Annotated in this window: 17 protein-coding genes; 7 read left to right on the top strand and 10 right to left on the bottom strand. The window is 75.4% G+C overall.

Annotation, left to right across the window (positions count from 1 at the left end):
- Positions 1-6: 6 nt before the first annotated feature.
- Complete coding sequence (locus GC722_RS15575; protein WP_156611625.1) at positions 7-978, top strand: hypothetical protein; 972 nt, start codon at positions 7-9, stop codon at positions 976-978.
- A 27-nt stretch (positions 979-1005) separates the two neighbouring features.
- Here the strand turns inward: GC722_RS15575 and GC722_RS15570 are convergent, their stop codons facing one another.
- From GC722_RS15570 to GC722_RS17890, 5 genes are all read right to left on the bottom strand, one after another.
- Positions 1006-2298 carry a DUF58 domain-containing protein gene (locus GC722_RS15570; RefSeq protein ID WP_331714939.1) on the bottom strand — a complete coding sequence of 431 codons (1293 nt, stop codon included), beginning with the start codon at positions 2296-2298 and terminating at the stop codon, positions 1006-1008.
- 31 nt (positions 2299-2329) lie between these two features.
- Positions 2330-3301 (bottom strand): AAA family ATPase, encoded by a 972-nt coding sequence (locus GC722_RS15565; protein WP_197430202.1) that lies wholly within the window; start codon positions 3299-3301, stop codon positions 2330-2332.
- 88 nt (positions 3302-3389) lie between these two features.
- On the bottom strand, positions 3390-4499 hold the full coding sequence (locus GC722_RS15560) for a DUF4350 domain-containing protein (RefSeq protein WP_156611621.1): 1110 nt from the start codon (positions 4497-4499) through the stop codon (positions 3390-3392).
- The gene (locus tag GC722_RS19380; RefSeq protein ID WP_197430201.1) at positions 4496-5188 is read right to left on the bottom strand and encodes a DUF4129 domain-containing protein; all 693 of its coding nucleotides are present in this window, start codon (positions 5186-5188) and stop codon (positions 4496-4498) included. Before GC722_RS19380 ends, GC722_RS15560 begins: the two co-directional genes overlap by 4 nt.
- Positions 5185-6258 (bottom strand): hypothetical protein, encoded by a 1074-nt coding sequence (locus tag GC722_RS17890; RefSeq protein ID WP_197430200.1) that lies wholly within the window; start codon positions 6256-6258, stop codon positions 5185-5187. Before GC722_RS17890 ends, GC722_RS19380 begins: the two co-directional genes overlap by 4 nt.
- A gap of 137 nt (positions 6259-6395) precedes the next feature.
- On the opposite strand from GC722_RS17890, the gene mtrA reads away from it, so the two are divergent.
- The 4 genes from mtrA to GC722_RS15535 all read left to right on the top strand — a co-directional run bounded on the left by mtrA (position 6396) and on the right by GC722_RS15535 (position 11271).
- Positions 6396-7112, top strand: coding sequence for an MtrAB system response regulator MtrA (gene mtrA, locus GC722_RS15550; protein ID WP_331714938.1), 717 nt, complete (start codon positions 6396-6398; stop codon positions 7110-7112).
- Positions 7090-8757, top strand: coding sequence for an MtrAB system histidine kinase MtrB (gene mtrB, locus GC722_RS15545; RefSeq protein ID WP_331714937.1), 1668 nt, complete (start codon positions 7090-7092; stop codon positions 8755-8757). Before mtrA ends, mtrB begins: the two co-directional genes overlap by 23 nt.
- Positions 8754-10511, top strand: a complete 1758-nt coding sequence (locus tag GC722_RS15540) for a GerMN domain-containing protein (RefSeq protein WP_156611617.1) — start codon at positions 8754-8756, stop codon at positions 10509-10511. Before mtrB ends, GC722_RS15540 begins: the two co-directional genes overlap by 4 nt.
- A gap of 67 nt (positions 10512-10578) precedes the next feature.
- Positions 10579-11271 (top strand): ComF family protein, encoded by a 693-nt coding sequence (locus GC722_RS15535; RefSeq protein WP_197430199.1) that lies wholly within the window; start codon positions 10579-10581, stop codon positions 11269-11271.
- On the opposite strand, the gene GC722_RS15530 is transcribed toward GC722_RS15535, so the two are convergent.
- Genes GC722_RS15530 through GC722_RS15520 form a run of 3 tightly spaced genes read right to left on the bottom strand, consistent with a single transcriptional unit; the run spans position 11191 to position 14666 of the window.
- A complete protein-coding gene (locus GC722_RS15530) occupies positions 11191-12939 on the bottom strand; it encodes a [protein-PII] uridylyltransferase family protein (RefSeq protein ID WP_156611615.1) in 1749 nt (582 codons plus the stop codon). The two genes, GC722_RS15535 and GC722_RS15530, sit on opposite strands and share 81 nt — an antisense overlap.
- Before the next feature lie 9 nt (positions 12940-12948).
- Positions 12949-13287, bottom strand: coding sequence for a P-II family nitrogen regulator (locus GC722_RS15525; protein WP_156611612.1), 339 nt, complete (start codon positions 13285-13287; stop codon positions 12949-12951).
- A complete protein-coding gene (locus GC722_RS15520) occupies positions 13284-14666 on the bottom strand; it encodes an ammonium transporter (RefSeq protein ID WP_197430198.1) in 1383 nt (460 codons plus the stop codon). Before GC722_RS15520 ends, GC722_RS15525 begins: the two co-directional genes overlap by 4 nt.
- 323 nt (positions 14667-14989) lie before the next feature.
- On the opposite strand from GC722_RS15520, the gene hpf reads away from it, so the two are divergent.
- Positions 14990-15607 carry a ribosome hibernation-promoting factor, HPF/YfiA family gene (gene hpf / locus GC722_RS15515; RefSeq protein WP_331714936.1) on the top strand — a complete coding sequence of 206 codons (618 nt, stop codon included), beginning with the start codon at positions 14990-14992 and terminating at the stop codon, positions 15605-15607.
- 41 nt (positions 15608-15648) lie between these two features.
- Here hpf and GC722_RS15510 read toward each other — a convergent pair whose 3' ends face one another.
- Entirely contained in the window at positions 15649-16140 is a 492-nt protein-coding gene (locus tag GC722_RS15510; RefSeq protein ID WP_156611607.1) for a methylated-DNA--[protein]-cysteine S-methyltransferase, read from the bottom strand.
- A gap of 57 nt (positions 16141-16197) precedes the next feature.
- On the bottom strand, positions 16198-17091 hold the full coding sequence (locus GC722_RS19375; RefSeq protein WP_331714935.1) for an NYN domain-containing protein: 894 nt from the start codon (positions 17089-17091) through the stop codon (positions 16198-16200).
- A 56-nt stretch (positions 17092-17147) separates the two neighbouring features.
- Between GC722_RS19375 and GC722_RS15500 the strand changes: the two genes are divergently transcribed.
- Complete coding sequence (locus tag GC722_RS15500; RefSeq protein ID WP_331714934.1) at positions 17148-18377, top strand: winged helix-turn-helix domain-containing protein; 1230 nt, start codon at positions 17148-17150, stop codon at positions 18375-18377.
- Positions 18378-18402: the final 25 nt, after the last annotated feature.

The following is an 18402-nucleotide window of genomic DNA, read 5'->3' as shown; positions in this document are numbered from 1 at the left end:
CACACGATGAGCACCCCTGACTTCTCCAGCTGGTCGGCCATGCCGGGCAAGCTGACCGAGGCCTGGCAGGCCCTCAAGGAGATGACGGCCACCGCCGAGCAGCGCGACCGCGACGAGATGGACGCGGTGATGGACAAGCTCGACGAGGAGTACAACGGCTGGTTCACCACCTCCGGCGACGAGGAGGACGCCGTCTGGGCCCGCTTCGACGAGCTGGTCGCGGAGATGAACACCGCCTGGGACGAGCTGCACGGCTACTGGACCGACGAGTTCGCCGGGCACGTCAGCAAGGCCAAGCTGGTCTACGACGCCGCCGTGGTCTGGAAGGACGACGTGACCGCCAAGCTCGGCGACCACGAGAACACCATCGCCACCAGCCAGGCCCGGATGCACTGGACCGGACCGGGGGCCGAGGCCTACGGCAAGAAGCTCCCCGACCAGGTGCAGGCCATGGCCGACCTGAAGGGGCACGTCGCCACCGCCGCCTACGGGGTCGAGCAGGCCGCGGCCGTGCTGGGCGGGGTCTACACCGCCATCCTCAACGACGTGGAGGGGCTCACCGACGCCGTCGACGCGCTCCCCGGCGACGACTCGGGCACCACCTTCGGCAACCGCGTCTACAACACCCGCTACTACCTCGAGGGATACCTGGAGACGCTGAAGAGCTACCACAGCGGGGACGGCGTGTGGAGCGACCCCGCGGGGGACGCCCGCACGGCGATGGAGACCACCGTGCCGGAGGCGAAGGTGCTGAGCACCCCCAGCTGGCCGGTGGCCAGCAGCGAGTCGATGCAGGACATGCGGCCCGGGGCCCCCACCGCGCCGCCGGCGCCGATCACCCCGCCGGCGCCCGACCCCGAGCAGCAGACCCAGCAGCCGCAGCAGCTGCCGCAGACCGGTCACACCCCCGAGAGCGTCGACCGCTCCAACCAGGAGCGCACCGACACCGTCGAGGTCGGCGACGAGGGCAACGACTGAGCCGCGGTCCCCGCCGGCGGTCGGGCGCTAGACCCGGCCGGCCTGCCGCAGGGCGAGGTAGTGGTCGGCCAGGTCCGGGGCGAACCGCTCCGGCGGCGCCTGCACCACGGTGAGCCCGGCCTGCTGCAGCGCCCGCGCGGTACGGGCCCGGCGCTCGCCGTCCACCTCGGCGGCCGCGGCGGCGTAGGCGTCGGCGGGGGAGTCCCGGCGGGTCAGCAGCTCCTCGACCCGCGGGTCGGCGACGGCGCCGACCACCAGCCGGTGGCGTCGCAGCAGCGGGGCCAGCGCGGGCAGCAGGCCCTCGGTGACCGCGGCCTCGTCCAGCGCGGTCAGCACGACGACCAGCGAGCGCTGCCCGACCCGGGAGGTGATCTCGCCCACCAGGCTGCGGTGGTGGGTCTCGACCAGGAACGGCTCGACCGGGGCCATCGCCTGCACCATGGCCGAGAGCAGCTCCGGGGCACCCACCCGCTGCACGCTGGCCCGGACCTGGCGGTCGGCGACCAGCAGGTCCACCCGGTCACCGGCCCGGCTGGCCAGCGCGGCGAGCAGCAGGGCGGCGTCCATGGCCAGGTCCAGCCGTGGCTGGTCGCCCACCCGGCCGGCGGAGGCGCGGCCGCTGTCGACGACGACCAGCACGTGGCGGTCCCGCTCGGGGCGCCAGGTGCGGACCACCACGGTGGTCGAGCGGGCGGTGCCGCGCCAGTCGATGGAGCGGACGTCGTCGCCGGGGACGTATTCGCGCAGGCTGTCGAACTCCGTCCCCTCCCCGCGCTGCAGCAGCAGGGTGCGTCCCTCGAGCTCGCGGAGCCGGTTGAGCCGGCTGGGCAGGTGCTTGCGGCTGGTGAACGGCGGCAGCACCCGCACCGTCCAGGGAGCGGGGTGGTCGGCCTGGCGTCCCGCGAAGCCGAGCGGGCCGAGCACCCGGACGGTGACCGGTCCGCTGCGCCGGTCGCCCCGGCGGGTGGGGTGCAGCGTGGTGGTGTGCCGGCGCCGCTGACCGGGAGGCAGCACCATCGTCCCCACCCCGCCCCGGGCCGCGGCCGAGGGCACCCAGGCGTCGCGGACCCGGCACCGGGCCGTCCGCCGGCCGGGGTGGGCGACGGTGACGTGGACCTGCGCCTGCTCGCCGAGGCGGACCGAGGTGTCGCCGCTGCGGCGCACCTGCAGCCGGCGGGCCGACGGGGCCAGCAGCAGGTCCGCGACCACCACGGCCGCGGTCGCACCGACGGTCACCAGCGGGGCCCAGCCGGTGCGGAGCCACACCACCAGCGGCAGGGTGAGCAGCAGCAGCGCCAGCGGCCGCCAGGTCAGCACCACGGCCGGGCTCCGGCGGGGCGTGGGGTGGCGGTCACCGCGGCACCGGGACCGTGGCCAGCACCGACTCCACCACGGCGTCGGCGGTGAGCCCGTCGAGCTCGGCCTCGGGGCGGAGGCTGATCCGGTGACGCAGCGTGGGGAAGGCCAGCGCCTTGACGTCGTCGGGGGCGACGTACTCCCGCCCCGACAGCCACGCCCAGGCCCGGGCCGCGTTCAGCAGCGCCGTGGCGCCGCGGGGGGAGACACCCATCCGCAGCGACGGCGACTGGCGGGTGGCGCGGACCACGTCGACCACGTAGGCCAGCACCGCGGGGTGGACCACCACCCGCCGCACCTCCTCGCGGGCCCGCAGCAGGTCCTCGGGCCCGGCCACCGCGCGCACCCCGGCCGCCGCCAGGTCGGAGGGGTCGAAGCCGCGGGAGTGGCGGGTCAGCACCTCCAGCTCGGCCTCGCGCGGCGGCAGGTCGATGGTCACCTTCATCAGGAACCGGTCCAGCTGGGCCTCCGGCAGCGGGTAGGTGCCCTCGTACTCCACCGGGTTCTGGGTGGCGGCCACCATGAACGGCTCCGGCAGCCGGCGCGGCCGCCCGTCCAGGGTGACCTGGCGCTCCTCCATCGCCTCCAGCAGGGCGGCCTGGGTCTTCGGCGGGGTGCGGTTCACCTCGTCGGCCAGCAGCAGCGAGGTGAACAGCGGCCCCTCGCGGAAGGCGAACTCGGCGGTCCGGCTGTCGTAGACCAGGGAGCCGGTGATGTCCCCGGGCATCAGGTCGGGGGTGAACTGCACCCGCTTGGTGTCCACCTGCAGAGCGGCGGCGAAGCTGCGCACCAGCAGCGTCTTGGCCGTCCCCGGCACGCCCTCGAAGAGGATGTGGCCCCGGCAGAGCAGGCAGATCAGCAGCGAGGTCACCGCCGTCTCCTGGCCGACGACGGCCTTGGCGACCTCGGTGCGGATCTCGCCGAGCGCCCGTCGTGCGGTGGACGGCTGGTGGTCGGTCTGGGTCATGGCGGCCCTTCCTGGCTGCGGCGTGGCGGGCATGGGGGGAGACGGCGTGTCGGAGGGGAGGTGGGGGGTCGGTCGTCGGCTGGTGCGGTCACGGGGCGCGGGTCGCCTCCTCGAGCTCGCGCAGCTCCCGGGCGAGGCGGGCCAGCTCGTCGTCGTCGGCGGGCGGCGGTCCGGCCAGCACGCGACGCACCCGGTCGCGGTCGGCGCCGGTGGTGGTGCTCACCACCTCGACCAGGGCCAGCGGGTCGCTGGGGCCCAGGCGGCGGGTCAGCCGGGCGCGGGTGGCGCGGCGCAGCACCTCGGCGGCGTGCTCACGGGCCCCGATCCGGTGGTACAGCCGGCCGTGGCCCTCGACCGCCTCACCGGCCGGCACCACCACGGGCAGCCCCTCGGTGACGACCGGTCCGAGCCGGCGGCCCCGCCACAGCAGCAGCGCGACGAAGGCGGCCAGCAGCTGCAGCACCGCCAGCTGCCACCACGGCGGCAGCAGCGAGGGGGACGCCGCCGGCTCCGCCTCCGGCTCCGGACGGGGCTCGGGGGCGGGCAGCCAGACCAGCTCCGCGTGCCGGCCCAGCGACTGCAGCGCGTAGGAGGCGTTGCCCTCGTCCAGCAGCTCGGCGTTGGCCCAGCCCGTCCCCAGCAGGTGGACGCCGGTGGCGCCGACGGGCAGCCGCAGCGAGCCCCAGCCGCTGCGGCCGTAGCCGTAGCAGCCGGCGGTCCGGTCGGCGGCGGCGTAGGCCAGGTCGGCGGCCGCGGAGCGGGTGCTGCCGGCGCGGGCGGCGGCCGGGTCGTCGCAGCCGGGGTCCGCCACCTGGGGCGCGAGCAGCGGCGTCACCCGTACCGGCAGGTCGAGCCGCGCGACGCTGTCCGCGCCGGGGGAGAGCAGCACGAGCTCGCTGGGGCCCGCGGCCAGCAGCCGCTGCCACTCGTCGGCCCGCAGGTCGTCGGGGTGGCTGACCACGAGCGTCCACGGCGACCGGGCGCCGCGGGCGGCGGAGGCCACGGAGCCGGCCACCCGGACGTCCACGCCCTGCCCGGCCAGCACCGCGACCAGCACCGCGGTGCCGTCGGGACGGGTGGAGCGGGGGTCGCCGCTGCGGCGCTCGCCGCGCCCCAGCAGCCCGGCCACCACCACCAGCACCAGCGCCGCCGCCAGCAGCAGGGCCACCGGCCGCAGCCACGCACGGTGCCGCCTCACGCCGGCACCTCGCCGAGGTCGACCTGCCGGGCGGCGGCGAGGACCCGGGCCGAGGTGGCGCGCAGCTCCTCCCACTGCCCGGCCCCGGCGGGCCGGCCGCCGTAGACGGCGTCGTTGAACGCCGCCGCCGCCCGGCGCAGGTCCGCCTCCGCCTCCGGCACCACGACCGACGCCCGCCACGCCACCTCGGTGGCGGTGCGGCTCGGCCGCGGGTCGATCACCGTCAGCTGCTCGAGCTCGCGCACCAGGGCGCGGAACTCCTCCACGACGGCACGGGTCCAGTCGCCGGCGGCGGCGGCCTGCTCGGCCAGCGTCCGGTAGTCCTGCGGGGAGACCTCGACGTGGGTGCCGACCCGGGCGTCGCGGCTGCTGCGGTTGAGCTGCGGCAGCCCGACCCGCCACAGCAGCAGGGCCAGCGCCAGCACCAGCACGACCACGCCGGCCACCAGCCAGCCGCCGGAGTCGCCGCCGCCGCTCCGCCCGCCGCCGTCGGGGAACAGCTCCACCAGCCACTCGACCAGGTCCCCGACCCGGCGCAGCAGCGACTCCAGCAGCTCGACCGCCCGCTGCAGCAGCCGGTCCAGCCAGGCGGGCCGCTCGATGTCGTAGCGGGCCCGCGCCAGCTCCTCGGCCACCAGCCGGCGGGCCTCCTCGCGGGCCGTCTCGACCGGGACGTCGAGGGGGATCACGGCCGCACCATGCCGGGAGCCGCGGTCGGCTGGGGGACCTGCACGCAGTCGAAGCGCATCGCCACGTCCAGCCCCTCGCGGCGCATCCGCAGGTCCAGGTAGAACACCGTCTGGGTGGAGGCGGCGAAGGGCAGCACGCAGCCCAGCAGCACGGTGAGCAGGCTGCCGGCCACGAACCACGTCCCGGGACGGTCGGCCAGCGCCCCGACGTCCGCCGCCGACACCGGCAGCACCGGGCCGTAGACCGCCACGGCCACCAGCGCCGCCAGCACCACCGCCCAGAACGCGGCCGAGACCATGCCGATCACCGCGCCGGTCAGCACCAGCGCCCGCAGCACCTGCCGTCCGCCGACCAGCACGAGAGCCCGGACGAAGGCCACCGGCATCCACGTCTCGCGGCGCGGCCGGCCGATCCAGCTGGGCGCCGACGCCGACTCGAGGGCGTAGACCGGGACGGCCAGCAGCAGGTAGCTGTAGCCCCAGCAGGCCACGCCGGCCATCAGCACGAGCGCGAGCAGCGACCCGGCGGCCGCGAGCACCGGGTCACCGGTGACGGTGAGCGGGAGCGCCAGCACGCTGACGAAGGAGCTGAGCCACGACACCACCGCCAGCAGCACCGTGGCCAGCACGGCGAACCCCGTCATCGGCCCCAGCAGCCGGAGGTTCTGCCGCCAGCCGATCGAGGTGGTGGTGGGGGCGAAGCCGGGACCCAGCACCGTCCGCAGGCTGAACCGGGAGAGCACGGCGGTCAGCCAGACCAGCAGCACGCCTCCGGCCAGCAGCCCCAGCAGGGCCACCAGCACGACGACGACCCCGGCGACCAGCTGCGAGGTGTGCTGGCCGAGCAGACGCCACAGCCAGAGCAGGGTGAGCACGAACAGCCCCTGCAGCACCGCCACCCCGAGCGGCAGCCCCACCATGGCGCGGGCGTTGCGCACCACCACCCAGAAGCCGGCGTCGAGGATCTCGCCCAGGGTCAGCGGCCGCAGCGGCAGCAGCGCCTGCTCCGCCGCCCGGGCCACCTCCGGGCGCGCCCGCGACGCTCCCGGCGGGGGTGGCAGGGCGGTCACGGGCGCAGTCTCCCACGGCGGGGGCCAGCGCGGCGGGCCTCGCGCGCACGCCTGCCCCGTCCGGGCGCGCGTAGGATGCCGAGCGGGAGCGCCGCCGCACCGCGTCCGGTGAGGCGGCCGAGCGAAACGGAGGGCACGTGTCGGAGACCAGGTCCCCGAGCCAGCGCAGCCGCATCCTGGTCGTCGACGACGACGCCGCCCTGGCCGAGATGCTGCAGATCGTGCTGCGCCAGGAGGGCTTCGACCCGGTCTGGGTGTGCCACGGCGACGAGGCCCTGGACGCCTTCCGCACCCACCAGCCCGACCTCGTGCTGCTCGACCTGATGCTCCCCGGCCGGGACGGGGTCGACGTCTGCCGCGACCTGCGGGCCGAGTCCGGGGTGCCGGTGGTGATGCTGACCGCCCGCTCCGACACCATCGACGTGGTCGCCGGGCTGGAGGCCGGCGCCGACGACTACGTGGCCAAGCCGTTCAAGGCCAAGGAGCTGGTGGCCCGGATCCGCACCCGGCTGCGGCGGCTGCCGTCGGCCCCGGGCGACGACGAGCTGCGCGTCGGCGACCTGACCATCAGCGTCGAGGGGCACTCGGTGCGCCGGGCCGGGCGCGAGATCTCGCTCACCCCGCTGGAGTTCGACCTGCTGCTCGCGCTGGCCAAGAACCCCCGCCGCGTCTTCAGCCGGGAGGTCCTGCTCGAGCAGGTGTGGGGCTACCGGCACGCCGCCGACACCCGGCTGGTCAACGTCCACGTGCAGCGGCTGCGCTCCAAGATCGAGCGCGACCCCGAGCGGCCCGAGATCGTGGTGACCGTGCGCGGCATCGGGTACAAGGCCGGTGACGGCACCAGCCGGGGCTGAGCCGTCCCGGGTCGAGCCACCCCGGGCCGAGCCGGCGACCCCCTCCCGGTGGGCGCGGCTGCAGGGCGCGCCGGTGCGGCTGTGGTGGAGCTCGCTGCCGCTGCGGGTGATCGCCTCCACGCTGGCCGCCTCGACGGTGGTGATGCTGCTCGGCGGCTTCCTGCTGATGCAGCAGGCCACCGAGGGGATCCTCAGCAGCAAGCAGGAGTCGGCGCTGGCCGAGGCGGCGGTGGCCATGGACACCGCCCAGCGCTCGCTGCAGGCCGCCGACCTCGCCACCTCCAACGTCAACGAGGTGCTGACCCGGCTCACCGTCGAGGTGGCCAACCGGGGAGCCACCAGCGGCCAGTACGAGGTGGTCGTGCAGGGCCCGGTGTCCGACATCCGCTCCCCGCGGGTCTCGGCGGCCAGCGTCCCCGAGACGCTGCGGCTGCAGGTGGCCGAGGAGGAGGGCACCTGGGTCACCCCCACCCGCATCACCTGGACCGACGGCTCGGAGGCGGTCCCCGGCGTCGCCGTCGGCGGGTCCCTGCTGGCCCCCGGGGCCGGCCGCTACGCCATCTACTTCCTGTTCCCGCTGACCGACGAGCTGGCCACCCTGGAGGTCGTCCAGCGCGCGGTGGCCACCACCGGGACGTTGCTGGTGCTCGCCCTCACCGTGGTCGCGGCCCTGGTCGCCCGGCAGGTGGTCGACCCGGTGCGCGAGGCCCGGCTGACCGCCGAGCGGCTGGCCGCCGGCCACCTCGACGACCGGCTCGAAGTGCGGGGCACCGACGACCTGGCCAGCCTGGCGGTCTCGATGAACCACATGGCCTCGGAGCTGCAGCAGCAGATCGTGCGGCTGGAGGAGCTCTCGCGGGTGCAGCAGCAGTTCGTCTCCGACGTCAGCCACGAGCTCCGCACCCCGCTGACCACGGTGCGGATGGCGGCGGAGGTGCTGCACGAGGCGCGGGAGGACTTCGCCCCGGTGGAGGCGCGCTCGGCCGAGCTGCTGTACCACGAGGTGGACCGCTTCGAGCAGCTGCTGGGCGACCTGCTGGAGATCTCCCGCTTCGACGCGGGCGCCGCCGTGCTGGCGCTGGAGGAGCACGACCTGGTCGACCTGGTGGAGCGGGAGATGGCCGCCCAGCAGTCCTTCGCCGCCCGGGCCCGGACGCCGCTGCGGCTGCTCCGCCCGGCCGGTCCCTGCACCGCCGAGGTCGACCCGCGGCGCATCGCGCGGATCCTGCGCAACCTCATCACCAACGCCATCGAGCACGGCGAGCGCCGCCCGATCGACATCTCGGTGGCCGCCGACGAGCACGCGGTGGCGGTGGCCGTCCGCGACCACGGCGTCGGCTTCGCCGCCGAGCAGGCCGAGCAGGTCTTCCACCGGTTCTGGCGCGCCGACCCCTCGCGGGCGCGCACCGTGGGCGGCACCGGGCTCGGCCTGGCCATCTCGCTGGAGGACGCCCGGCTGCACGACGGCTGGCTGCACGCCTGGGGACGTCCGGGCCGCGGGGCGCAGTTCCGGCTCACCGTGCCCCGCAGCCGGGGCCAGGCGCTGCACCGCTCGCCGCTGCCGCTGGCCCCGGTGGACCTGCCGCTGCCCGCGCTGGAGCCGGCCCGGCCCGCCTCCGAGGTGCAGCAGCAGGGGGCCCGGTGAGCGGCGCGTCCCGCGGCCGGTGGTGGCTGGTCGCCCTCCCGGTGCTCGCGGCCCTGCTGAGCTCCTGCCTCAGCGTGCCCACCGACGGGCCGGTCGAGGCCGGTCAGCCGCCGAGCTCGGCGCCGAGCGGTCCGGTCGAGATCGAGCCGGAGCCGCCGGCCGCCGGCGCCTCCCCGCAGCTGGTCGTCGAGGGGTTCCTGCACGCGATGGCCGACTACCGCACCGAGTACTCGGTGGCCCGGGAGTACCTCAGCGAGGACGTCCGCGACCAGTGGCGGCCCGAGCAGGCGGTGCTGGTCTACGGCGAGGCCTCGCCGGTCGGCAACGGCACCAGCGTGGTGCTGGACGCCCCGCTGGTCGGCGTGGTGGGCCCCGACGGCGCCTACACCCACTCCGACAGCCGCTACCGCATCGACTTCGAGATGGAGCAGGACGCGCAGGGGCAGTGGCGGATCGGCAACCCGCCGCCCGGGCTGCTGGTGTCGCAGTACCTGTTCGAGCGGTTCTACAACGGCTTCGACGTCTTCTTCTTCGACCCCACCTTCACCACCGTGGTGCCCGACCCGATCTACGTCGCGCGGGGCCAGCAGTCGGCCACCACCCTGGTGGAGGCGCTGCTCGACGGCCCCACCGAGTGGCTCGAGCCGGCGGTCGTGTCGGCGCTGCCCGCCCAGACCCAGCTCGGGCTGTCCATCCCCACCACCGCCGAGGGGGTCGCCGAGGTCTCGCTCAACGACGCGGTGAACCAGCTCACCGCCGAGCAGCGCAGCCGGATGGCCGCCCAGGTGGTGTGGACGCTGCGCCAGCTGCCGCAGACCACCGCCGTGCGGTTCCTGGTCGACGGTGCCCCCTACGTGGTGCCGGGCCAGCGCGCCGACGGGACGGTCTCGGTCGACGCCTACGAGCACCTGGCGCCGGTGCCGGCCGGGCTCAGCAGCCAGCTGTACCTGGCACGGGCCGAGGGCGTCAGCCGGCTGGTGGAGGTGCAGGGCTCGCTGCAGCCGGTGCCGGTCGAGGGTCCGCTGGGGACGCTGGGACGGGGCGTGGCCTCGATGGCCGTCGCCCCCACCCCCGGGGGCGAGGTCGCCGTGGTGAGCGAGGACCGGACCCGCGTCGACGTCGCCGAGACCCTGCCCGGTGCGCCGCTGACCACCGTGCTGTCCGGGGCGGAGGGGCTGCTCACCCCGCAGTTCAGCCGCGACCACGACCTGTGGCTGGTGGAGCGGCGCCGGGGCAGCTCGCAGCTGCACGTGGTCGTCGACGGGGAGCTGCGCCCGGTGCGCGCCCCGGAGCTGGAGGACTCGGAGGTGGTGGCCTTCCGCATCTCGCCCGACGGCACCCGGATGGCCGTGGTCCGCCGGGTCGACGGCGGCACCGAGCTGGGGCTGGCCCTGGTCCGCCGGGGGGAGGAGGTCGGCGTGGACTCCTACCGCAGCATCCCGCTGGTCTCGGCCACCGGCCGCGAGCTCACCGTGGTGCAGGACGTCGAGTGGGCCGACGCCACCACCTTCATGCTGCTGGCCCGCAGCGACGCCGACCGCCAGTCGCTGCCGTGGCTGGTCGACCAGGACGGCGCCGAGATGCAGCAGGTGGGCTCCGGCGGGTGGAGCCCGGACTCGCTGCAGGTCTCGCCCAGCCCCACCAACCCGCGGGCGGCCGCGGTCGGCCCCGACGGGCAGCTGTGGCTGCACCAGGGGGACTACCGCTGGCCCGAGGTGCTCTCGGAGGTGACCGCGGCCGCCTACCCCGGCTGAGCGCCGCCGTCCACAGATCCCGCCGCGACCCCTGCCGGCGGCGGCTGGGCCGGGGGAGGCTGTCGGGGTGGGGGAGTGGGTGGACGCGGCCGCCGACCTGCTGGTCGGCGCGCGCTGCCCCGGCTGCGGCCGTCCGGGGCTCGGGTGCTGCCCGGGCTGCGAGGCCGAGCTGGCGGCCGGGCGGCTGCACCGGTGGCGCCCCCTCCACGGGCTCTCGCCGCTGGCCGTGCACGCCGCCGGGGTCTACCAGGGCACCACCCGGGAGCTGGTGACCGCCTACAAGGAGCGCCAGGCCTGGTGGCTGGCCCCGGCGCTGGGTCGCCGGCTCGGGCTGGCGGTGGCGGCGGCGCTGGACGCCTCGGGGTGGGCCGGACCGGTGCTGCTCGTCCCGGTGCCCTCGACCCCGGCCGCGGTCCGCGCCCGGGGGCTAGACACCACCGCCCGGCTGGGCGTGGAGGCGGCCCGCTGGCTGCGGCGGCAGGGCCTCGACGTCCGCACCGGGCGCCGGCTGGTGCACCGTCGCCGGGTCGCCGACCAGGCCGGGCTCGGCGCCGTCGAGCGGCGGGCGAACCTGGCCGGGGCGCTGACCACCCGGCGCGCCGCGCTGGCGGGGGAGGCCTGGCTGCTGGTCGACGACGTGGTCAGCACCGGAGCCAGCCTGGCCGAGGCGGCGCGGGCGTCAGCCCTGGCCGGCGCCGTGCGGGCCGGGGCCGCCGTCGTCGCCGCGAGCCAGGGACGCGCGCAGGTGGGCGGTCAGTGAGTGCAGCAGGGTCGCCCGCCAGGGCGTCCACACCGTGCCGCCCACGGCCCGGGCGTCGGCCTCGGTCAGCGCCGCCAGCAGGTCCACCACCTCGACCCGTCCGTCCACCGCCGCCGCGGCCTCGGTCAGCGTCTGGGGGTCGGTGGGGTCGCGGCTGGTGGCCAGCCCGATCAGCGTCAGGTGCTCGCGCACCAGCCGGGCCACCAGGTCGGCGTCGGCGGCGCAGAAGCCGAGGTCGAGGGCGGCGGCTCGGGCGAGCGGCTCGCCGCTGCGGCTGTGGTCCTGCGCGCCCCGGACCTTGCCGATGTCGTGCAGCAGCGCGGCCACCAGCAGCAGGTCGCGCCGCGACCTCGGCGAGGGTCCGCGGGAGGCCTGCAGCACCGTCTCCAGCAGGTGCCGGTCGACGGTGTGGCGGTGGACGCCGTTGCGCTGCGGGCGGCTGCGGACGGCCGTCCAGGCGGGCAGCCAGCGCTGCACCACGCCGGCCTGGTCCAGGGCCTCCCAGACCTCGAGCAGGCCGTCGCCGGTGTCGAGCAGGGCCACGAGCAGCTCACGCGCCGCAGGCGGCCACGGGTGGCTCAGCTGGGCGCCCTGGGTGGCGAGGTTGGTCACCGTGGCCGGGCCGAGGGGCAGCCCCCGGGAGGCGGCGGCCACCGCCGCCCGCAGCACCAGCAGCGGGTCGTCCAGGTCGCTGCCCCGGCCCAGCACGACCTCGCCCTCGTGCAGGTAGAGGCCGTGGCCCAGCGGCTCGAGCTGGGGGCGTCGCGGCCCGATCCGGCGGGCGCGGGCCTGCTGGGACTGCCGGGCGCTGCGCATCGTGGTGTACAGCGCCTGGTGCACCACCCGGGCCGCGCTGGAGACGACGGTCAGCAGCTCGTCGGCGTCCTCCAGACCCAGCAGCTCGGCCACCGGCTGCTGGTCCTCCCTGGCCAGGATGGTGCGGCTGCGCCCGGTGACCACGTGCAGGGCGTCGCGGACGTCCAGCAGCTGGGCGTAGGCCCGGTCCGGGGCCCCGTGGGGGCGGTCGGCCAGCCAGGAGCGGGTGAGCGCCTGCAGCACCACCATGTCGCGCAGGCCGCCGCGGGCCTCCTTCAGGTCCGGCTGCAGGGACTGCGAGAGGTCGCCGGCGCCGCGGTGGCGCTCGGCCACGGCCTCGACCAGCTCGGGCAGCCGCTTGCGCGACTGGGCCCGCCAGTCCTCGGCCAGCTGCCTGCTCACGCTGGTGACCAGCTTCTCGTCACCGGCCACCGGTCGCAGGTCGAGCATGGCGGCCGCCACGGCCAGGTCGCCGGAGGCCACCTGGCGGCACTGCGCCGCGGAGCGGACCGAGTGGTCCAGCCCGACGCCGGAGTCCCACAGCGGGTACCAGAGCCGGTCGGCGACCTCGGCCAGGTCGGTCGGGCTCATCGCCCGGCCGTCGTGCAGCAGCACGAGGTCGAGGTCGCTGAGCGGGCCGCCGTCCCCGCGGGCCAGGCTGCCGGTGCAGGCCAGGGCGACCCCGGAGCCGACGGAGATCGGCTGCTCGTGGCCCTCGGTGGCCGACGTCCACAGCTCCTGCAGCCAGCTGAGGGTGCGGTCGGCGGTGGTGGTCCTCAGCACAGAGCCAGCGCCCGGGGTCGACAGACCCAGGGCGCTGGCCAGGTGCAGTCGGAGGTCGCGCAGACCCATCGACCAGCCTCAGAGGGCTTCGGGACCGCGGTCGCCGGTGCGGACCCGGACGACCTCGTCGACCGGCACGGCCCAGACCTTGCCGTCGCCGATCCGGCCCGTCCGCGCCTGCTGGACGATCAGGTTGATGACGTTGGCGGCGTCCGGCTCGTCCACCAGCACCTCCAGGCGGATCTTGGGGATGAAGTCGACGGTGTACTCCGCACCGCGGTAGACCTCGCTGTGCCCCCGCTGGCGGCCGTAGCCGCTGGCCTCGCTGACGGTCATCCCGGAGATGCCGAACCGCTCCAGGGCGTCGCGGACGGACTCCAGCTGGTGGGGCTTGATGATGGCGGTGATCAGCTTCATGCCAGTTCCTCACTCTTGGTCGGGGCGGCCTCGGCGGAGGTGGCGCGGGTGCTCCCCGCGGCGGTCGCCGTGGCGATCATCCCGCTGCCGCCGCGGAGCGGGTGCAGGTCGTACCCGGACTCGGCGTGCTGGTCGCCGTCGATGCCGTCGCTCTCGGCCTCGGCCGGCACCCGCCAGCCCATCACGGCCTTGAGCAGCAGCGCGATCAGCAGCGTGACCACGAAGGAGTAGACGAGGACCGCGAAGGCGCCGATCGCCTGCCGGCCCAGCTGGTCGAACCCGCCGCCGTAGAACAGCCCGGCCACCTCGGCCGGGGACTGCGGGTGGGCCAGGAAGCCGATCAGCAGGGTGCCGACCAGACCACCGACCAGGTGGACGCCCACCACGTCGAGGCTGTCGTCGTAGCCGAAGCGGTACTTCAGCCCGACCGCGGCGGCGCAGGCCACGCCGGCGACCAGCCCGATGACCAGGGCGCCGACGGGGGAGACCGAGTTGGCGGCCGGGGTGATGGCGACCAGACCGGCCACCACGCCGGAGGCGGCGCCGAGGCTGGTCGGGTGGCCGTCGCGGAGACGCTCCAGCAGCAGCCAGCCCAGGATGGCGGCGGAGGTCGCCACGATGGTGTTGACGAAGGCCACCGAGGCCAGCGTGTTGGCACCCAGTGCGGAGCCGGCGTTGAAGCCGAACCAGCCGAACCACAGCAGGCCCGCGCCCAGCATGACCAGGGGCAGGTTGTGCGGCCGCATAGGCTCCTTGGCGAAGCCGATCCGCTTGCCGACCACCAGCGCCAGGGCCAGGGCGGCCGCACCGGCGTTGATGTGGATGGCGGTGCCACCGGCGAAGTCGAGGGCCTGCACCGAGTTGGCGATCCAGCCGCCGTAGGTGGTCACGGCGCCGGCGTCGTCGGTCGCGTCGAAGGCGAAGACCCAGTGCGCCACCGGGAAGTAGACCAGGGTGGCCCACACCACGGTGAAGACGATCCAGGTGCCGAACTTCGCCCGGTCGGCGATCGCGCCCGAGATCAGCGCGACGGCGATGATGGCGAAGACCGCCTGGAAGGAGACGAAGGCGAGGGCGGGGACCGTCCCGGCCACCGCGTCGGGGCTCATCAGCCCCTCCAGACCCAGGTACTCCAGCGGGTTGCCCACGATCCGGGCGTTCCCCACCGAGCTGCCGAAGGTCATGCTGTAGCCGAAGAGGACCCACAGGACCCCGATCACGCCGAGGCTCGCGAAGCTCATCAGCATCATGTTCAGAACGCTCTTGGACCGGACCATGCCGCCGTAGAACAGTGCGAGACCGGGGGTCATCAGCAGAACCAGCGCGGCAGAGACCAGGACCCAGGCGGTGTCACCGGTATCAATTTCCATGTCGAGCATCGTTGGGCAGCCGTGTTTCGAACGGAGCGCCCGTCTGTTACGGCCGTGTTGCCAAGCGGTGCCCGGTGTAAGCGTTGGGTGACGCGGGGCCCCGCGACCAGCACGTGGTCACCCGACCGCCCCGCCCTTCCCGGCTCCTGGGGGCTGCACTAACGTTGCTGCATGGCGCCCCTGTTCCGGCTGTCGACGCACCTCCCGGTCCCGGGACGTGCCAGGCCGGGCGGGGCGTCGTCGTCGTCTCCGTCGGTCCCAGGGCGCGGGATGCGTCCTGGCCGCCGCCGGAGCATCCCCCACCCACACCGGAGGTCACCATGGATGTTGTCGTGTCAGGTCGCCACTGCTCCCTGACGGAGGACTTCCGCTCCCACGTCCAGGAGCGGATCACCCGCATCGAACGACTTCGCGAGCGTGTCATCCGCGTCGAGGTCGAGGTCTCCGCCGACAAGGCGCACAGGCCGGAGCAGGACACCTGCGTGCAGATCACCCTGATCAGCAAGGGCCCGGCGGTGCGCGCCGAGGCCTGCGCGCACGACAAGACGGCCGCCTTCGAGCGCGCCCTGGACAAGCTCACCGCCCAGCTCCGCAGGGCCCACGACCGCCGCGCCGTGCAGCACCGCAACGGCCGCCGCCCGCTCCGCGAGGTGGCCATGCTGCACCAGATGCCGAGCGAGACGCCGGCGGCGGAGGAGAGCGACGTGCGCACCGTGGCCGGCATGGAGGTGCAGGGCGACGGGCCGCTGGTGGTGCGGGAGAAGACCCACACCGCCGCCCCGATGACCCTCGACCAGGCCCTGGACCAGATGGAGCTGGTCGGCCACGACTTCTACCTCTTCGTCGACGCCGCCAGCGGCCTGCCCAGCGTGGTCTACCGCCGCCACGGCTACGACTACGGCGTCATCCACCTCGAGACCGAGCAGGTGGGAGCCGCCGCGACCGCCTGAGCCGGGAACGGGCGCCTGACCTCTGAGCAGGCGCCCGGGCCTCAGAACAGGGTCTCGCCGAAGCGGGCGGGGTTCTCCAGGTGCAGCAGCGCACGCTTGCGCTCCAGGCCACCGGCGTAACCGGTCAGCGACCCGTCGGCGCCCACCACCCGGTGGCAGGGCACCACGACGGCGAGCGGGTTGCGGCCGTTGGCCCGGCCCACCGCCTGGGAGAACCCCGCCCCGCCCAGCTCACGGGCGAGGTCGCCGTAGCTGCGGGTCTCGCCGTAGGGGATGCGGCGCAGCAGGGCCCACACCCGCTGGTCGAAGGGCGGCCCCGCCGGGGCCAGCGGCAGCTCGAACTCCCGCCGCTCGCCGGCGAAGTACTCCCCGAGCTGGCGTACCGCGGCCACGAAGTCGGCGTCCCGGCGCTCCCCGGGCAGCAGCCGGGACTGGCGGTGCTCGCTCATCAGCACAGCGCAGAGCGCCCCGTCACGGGCCACCAGCGTGAGCGGTCCCAGGGGCGAGTCGAGCACGGTGTGGGTGGTGGTCATCATCTCCTCCTCACCCCGAGGACGCCGGCGCGGGCGCCGACGTGAGGTCGCGGCTGCTCAGCGGGCGCGCTCGGGCCGCAGCCGCACCAGCCGGGTCTGGTCGCGCTCCTCCAGGTCGGCGACGGAGTTGCGGGAGCGCAGGAAGTCGGAGAAGGAGCGGTAGCCCAGCGCCTTCTCGCTGAAGGAGGGGTCCATCCGCTTCATCTGCGTCTTGACCTCCGAGGCGTGCAGCCACTCCTCGTCGTTCTTCTCGTGACCCAGCCGCAGCGCCCGCTCCAGCAGCGCGGTGGCCGCCCGCCGGCCCAGCGCCGCGTCCGAGCCGGCCTCGGACGGCTGGCTGTCCTCGGCCGGCTCCTGCTCCGGCTCCTCGGGCTGGGCGCTGATCCCCGGCAGGGCGTCGTAGGTGACCAGCTCGTCGCAGGCGGCGCCGAGGGACTTGCTGGTGGAGCCGGCCACGCCGACCCCCACGACGTAGCGGCCCAGCCGCTTGCAGCGCTGGGCCAGCGGCACGTAGTCGGAGTCGCCGGCCACGATCACCACGTGGGTCAGGTCCGGCAGCCGGAACATGTCCTCGACCACGTCGACGGCCAGCCGGATGTCGGCGCCGTTCTTGGCGTAGGCGGCGGCAGGGAAGAGCTGCACGAGGTCGACCGCCCGGCCCACCAGCTGGCGCTGGTAGCGGGCGTTCACCGGGGCCGACCAGTCGGCGTAGGCCCGCGTCAGCACGATGGTGCCGTAGGAGGAGGCGAAGTCGATGATGGCGCCCACGTCGACGACCGCCTGGTCCAGCCGCTCGGCCATCTCCGGGCCGGGCTCCAGCGCGCCGCTCTCCCGCTGGCGGGAGCGGTCGCGCGAGAAGGCGTTGCGGCCGTGCTCGTGGTCGTAGCGCGAGATGACGATGTTGTCGAAGTCGATGTAGACGGCCACCCGGGTGGCGTCGGCGTCGGTCACGGGGTCCTCCTCCTGTCGACGCCAGTCTGCCGCACCCGCTCGCTACCCTGCTGGTCGTGACGCCAGCTCCGGACCGACCGCGGGTGACGCTGGGTGCCGGTCAGGCCCGCCGTGCGGCGCTGGCCGCGCAGGGGCTGACCGGGCGGCCCGACCGGGCGCCCGGCACGCGGGACCTGCAGCGGCTGGTCGACCGGCTCGCGCTGCTGCAGATCGACTCGGTCAACGTGGTGGCCCGCGCGCACCGGCTGCCCGCCTTCTCCCGGCTGGGGCCCTACGACGACGAGCTGCTGACCCGGGCGTCCTCGCGGCGGCCGCGCCGGCTCTTCGAGTACTGGGCGCACGAGGCGTCGCTGGTCGACGTCCGGCTGCAGCCGGCGCTGCGGCCGCGGATGGCGGCGGCCGCCGAGGAGGCCTGGGGCCGGGTCCGCCGGGTCGAGGCCGAGCACCCGCAGCTGCTGGACCGGGTGCGGGCCGAGGTGGCCGAGCGGGGGCCCCTCACCGCCCGGCAGATCCAGCACGAGGAGGAGCGCTCCCGCGAGCACTGGGGCTGGAACTGGTCCTCGGTCAAGGTCTGCCTGGAGTGGCTCTTCTGGTCGGGCGAGATCACCGCCGCCCGCCGCAACGACCAGTTCGAGCGGGTCTACGACCTGCCGTCGCGCGTGCTCCCGCCGACGGTGCTCGCCGCACCCACGCCGACCCCCGAGGAGGCGGTGCGCGAGCTGGTCCGCCGCTCCGCCGCCGCGCTGGGGGTGGCCGACGAGCGGGCGCTGGCCGACTACTTCCGGCTCAAGCGGGCCGTGGTCCGCCCGGCGGTGGCCGACCTGGTGGAGACCGGCGAGCTCGTCCCCGTGGCCGTCCGGGGGCTGGAGCGCCCGCACTGGCTGTGGCACGCCGCCCGGGTGCCCCGCCGGGTGGAGGGACGGGCGCTGCTGAGCCCCTTCGACTCCATGGTCTTCGAGCGGGGACGGCTGCTGGACCTGTTCGGGTTCCACTACCGGATCGAGATCTACGTCCCCGAGCACCTGCGCCGCTACGGCTACTACGTCTACCCGTTCCTGCTGGGCGAGGAGCTGGTGGCCCGCGTCGACCTCAAGGCCGACCGGGCCGAGGGCGTGCTGCGGGTCCAGTCGGCCTGGCTGGAGGAGAGCGCCGCCGGGCGCCGTGCCGAGGTGGTCGCGGAGCTGACCGCCGAGCTGCGGCTGCTGGCGGGGTGGCTCGGGCTCTCGGGTGTCGGGGTCCGCCCGCGGGGCGACCTGGCCGCCGACCTGGCCCGGGCCGCCGGCTGAGCCCGCGGCTCAGCGGACCCCCGAG

Source organism: Auraticoccus cholistanensis (assembly GCF_009742705.1).
In the GTDB taxonomy this organism is placed as follows: Bacteria; Actinomycetota; Actinomycetes; order Propionibacteriales; family Propionibacteriaceae; genus Auraticoccus; species Auraticoccus cholistanensis.
Note: the sequence above shows the minus strand (reverse complement) of the source record. Positions and strands in the feature narration are given on the sequence as shown.

What these genes read in the sequence shown, in the direction of transcription:
- GC722_RS15575 (WP_156611625.1), top strand. Translation starts at nt 7, where the DNA reads ATGAGCACCCCTGACTTCTCCAGCTGGTCGGCCATGCCGGGCAAGCTG.
- GC722_RS15565 (WP_197430202.1), bottom strand. Translation starts at nt 3,301, where the DNA reads ATGACCCAGACCGACCACCAGCCGTCCACCGCACGACGGGCGCTCGGC.
- GC722_RS15530 (WP_156611615.1), bottom strand. Translation starts at nt 12,939, where the DNA reads ATGGGTCTGCGCGACCTCCGACTGCACCTGGCCAGCGCCCTGGGTCTG.
- GC722_RS15525 (WP_156611612.1), bottom strand. Translation starts at nt 13,287, where the DNA reads ATGAAGCTGATCACCGCCATCATCAAGCCCCACCAGCTGGAGTCCGTC.
- GC722_RS15520 (WP_197430198.1), bottom strand. Translation starts at nt 14,666, where the DNA reads ATGCTCGACATGGAAATTGATACCGGTGACACCGCCTGGGTCCTGGTC.
- GC722_RS15510 (WP_156611607.1), bottom strand. Translation starts at nt 16,140, where the DNA reads ATGACCACCACCCACACCGTGCTCGACTCGCCCCTGGGACCGCTCACG.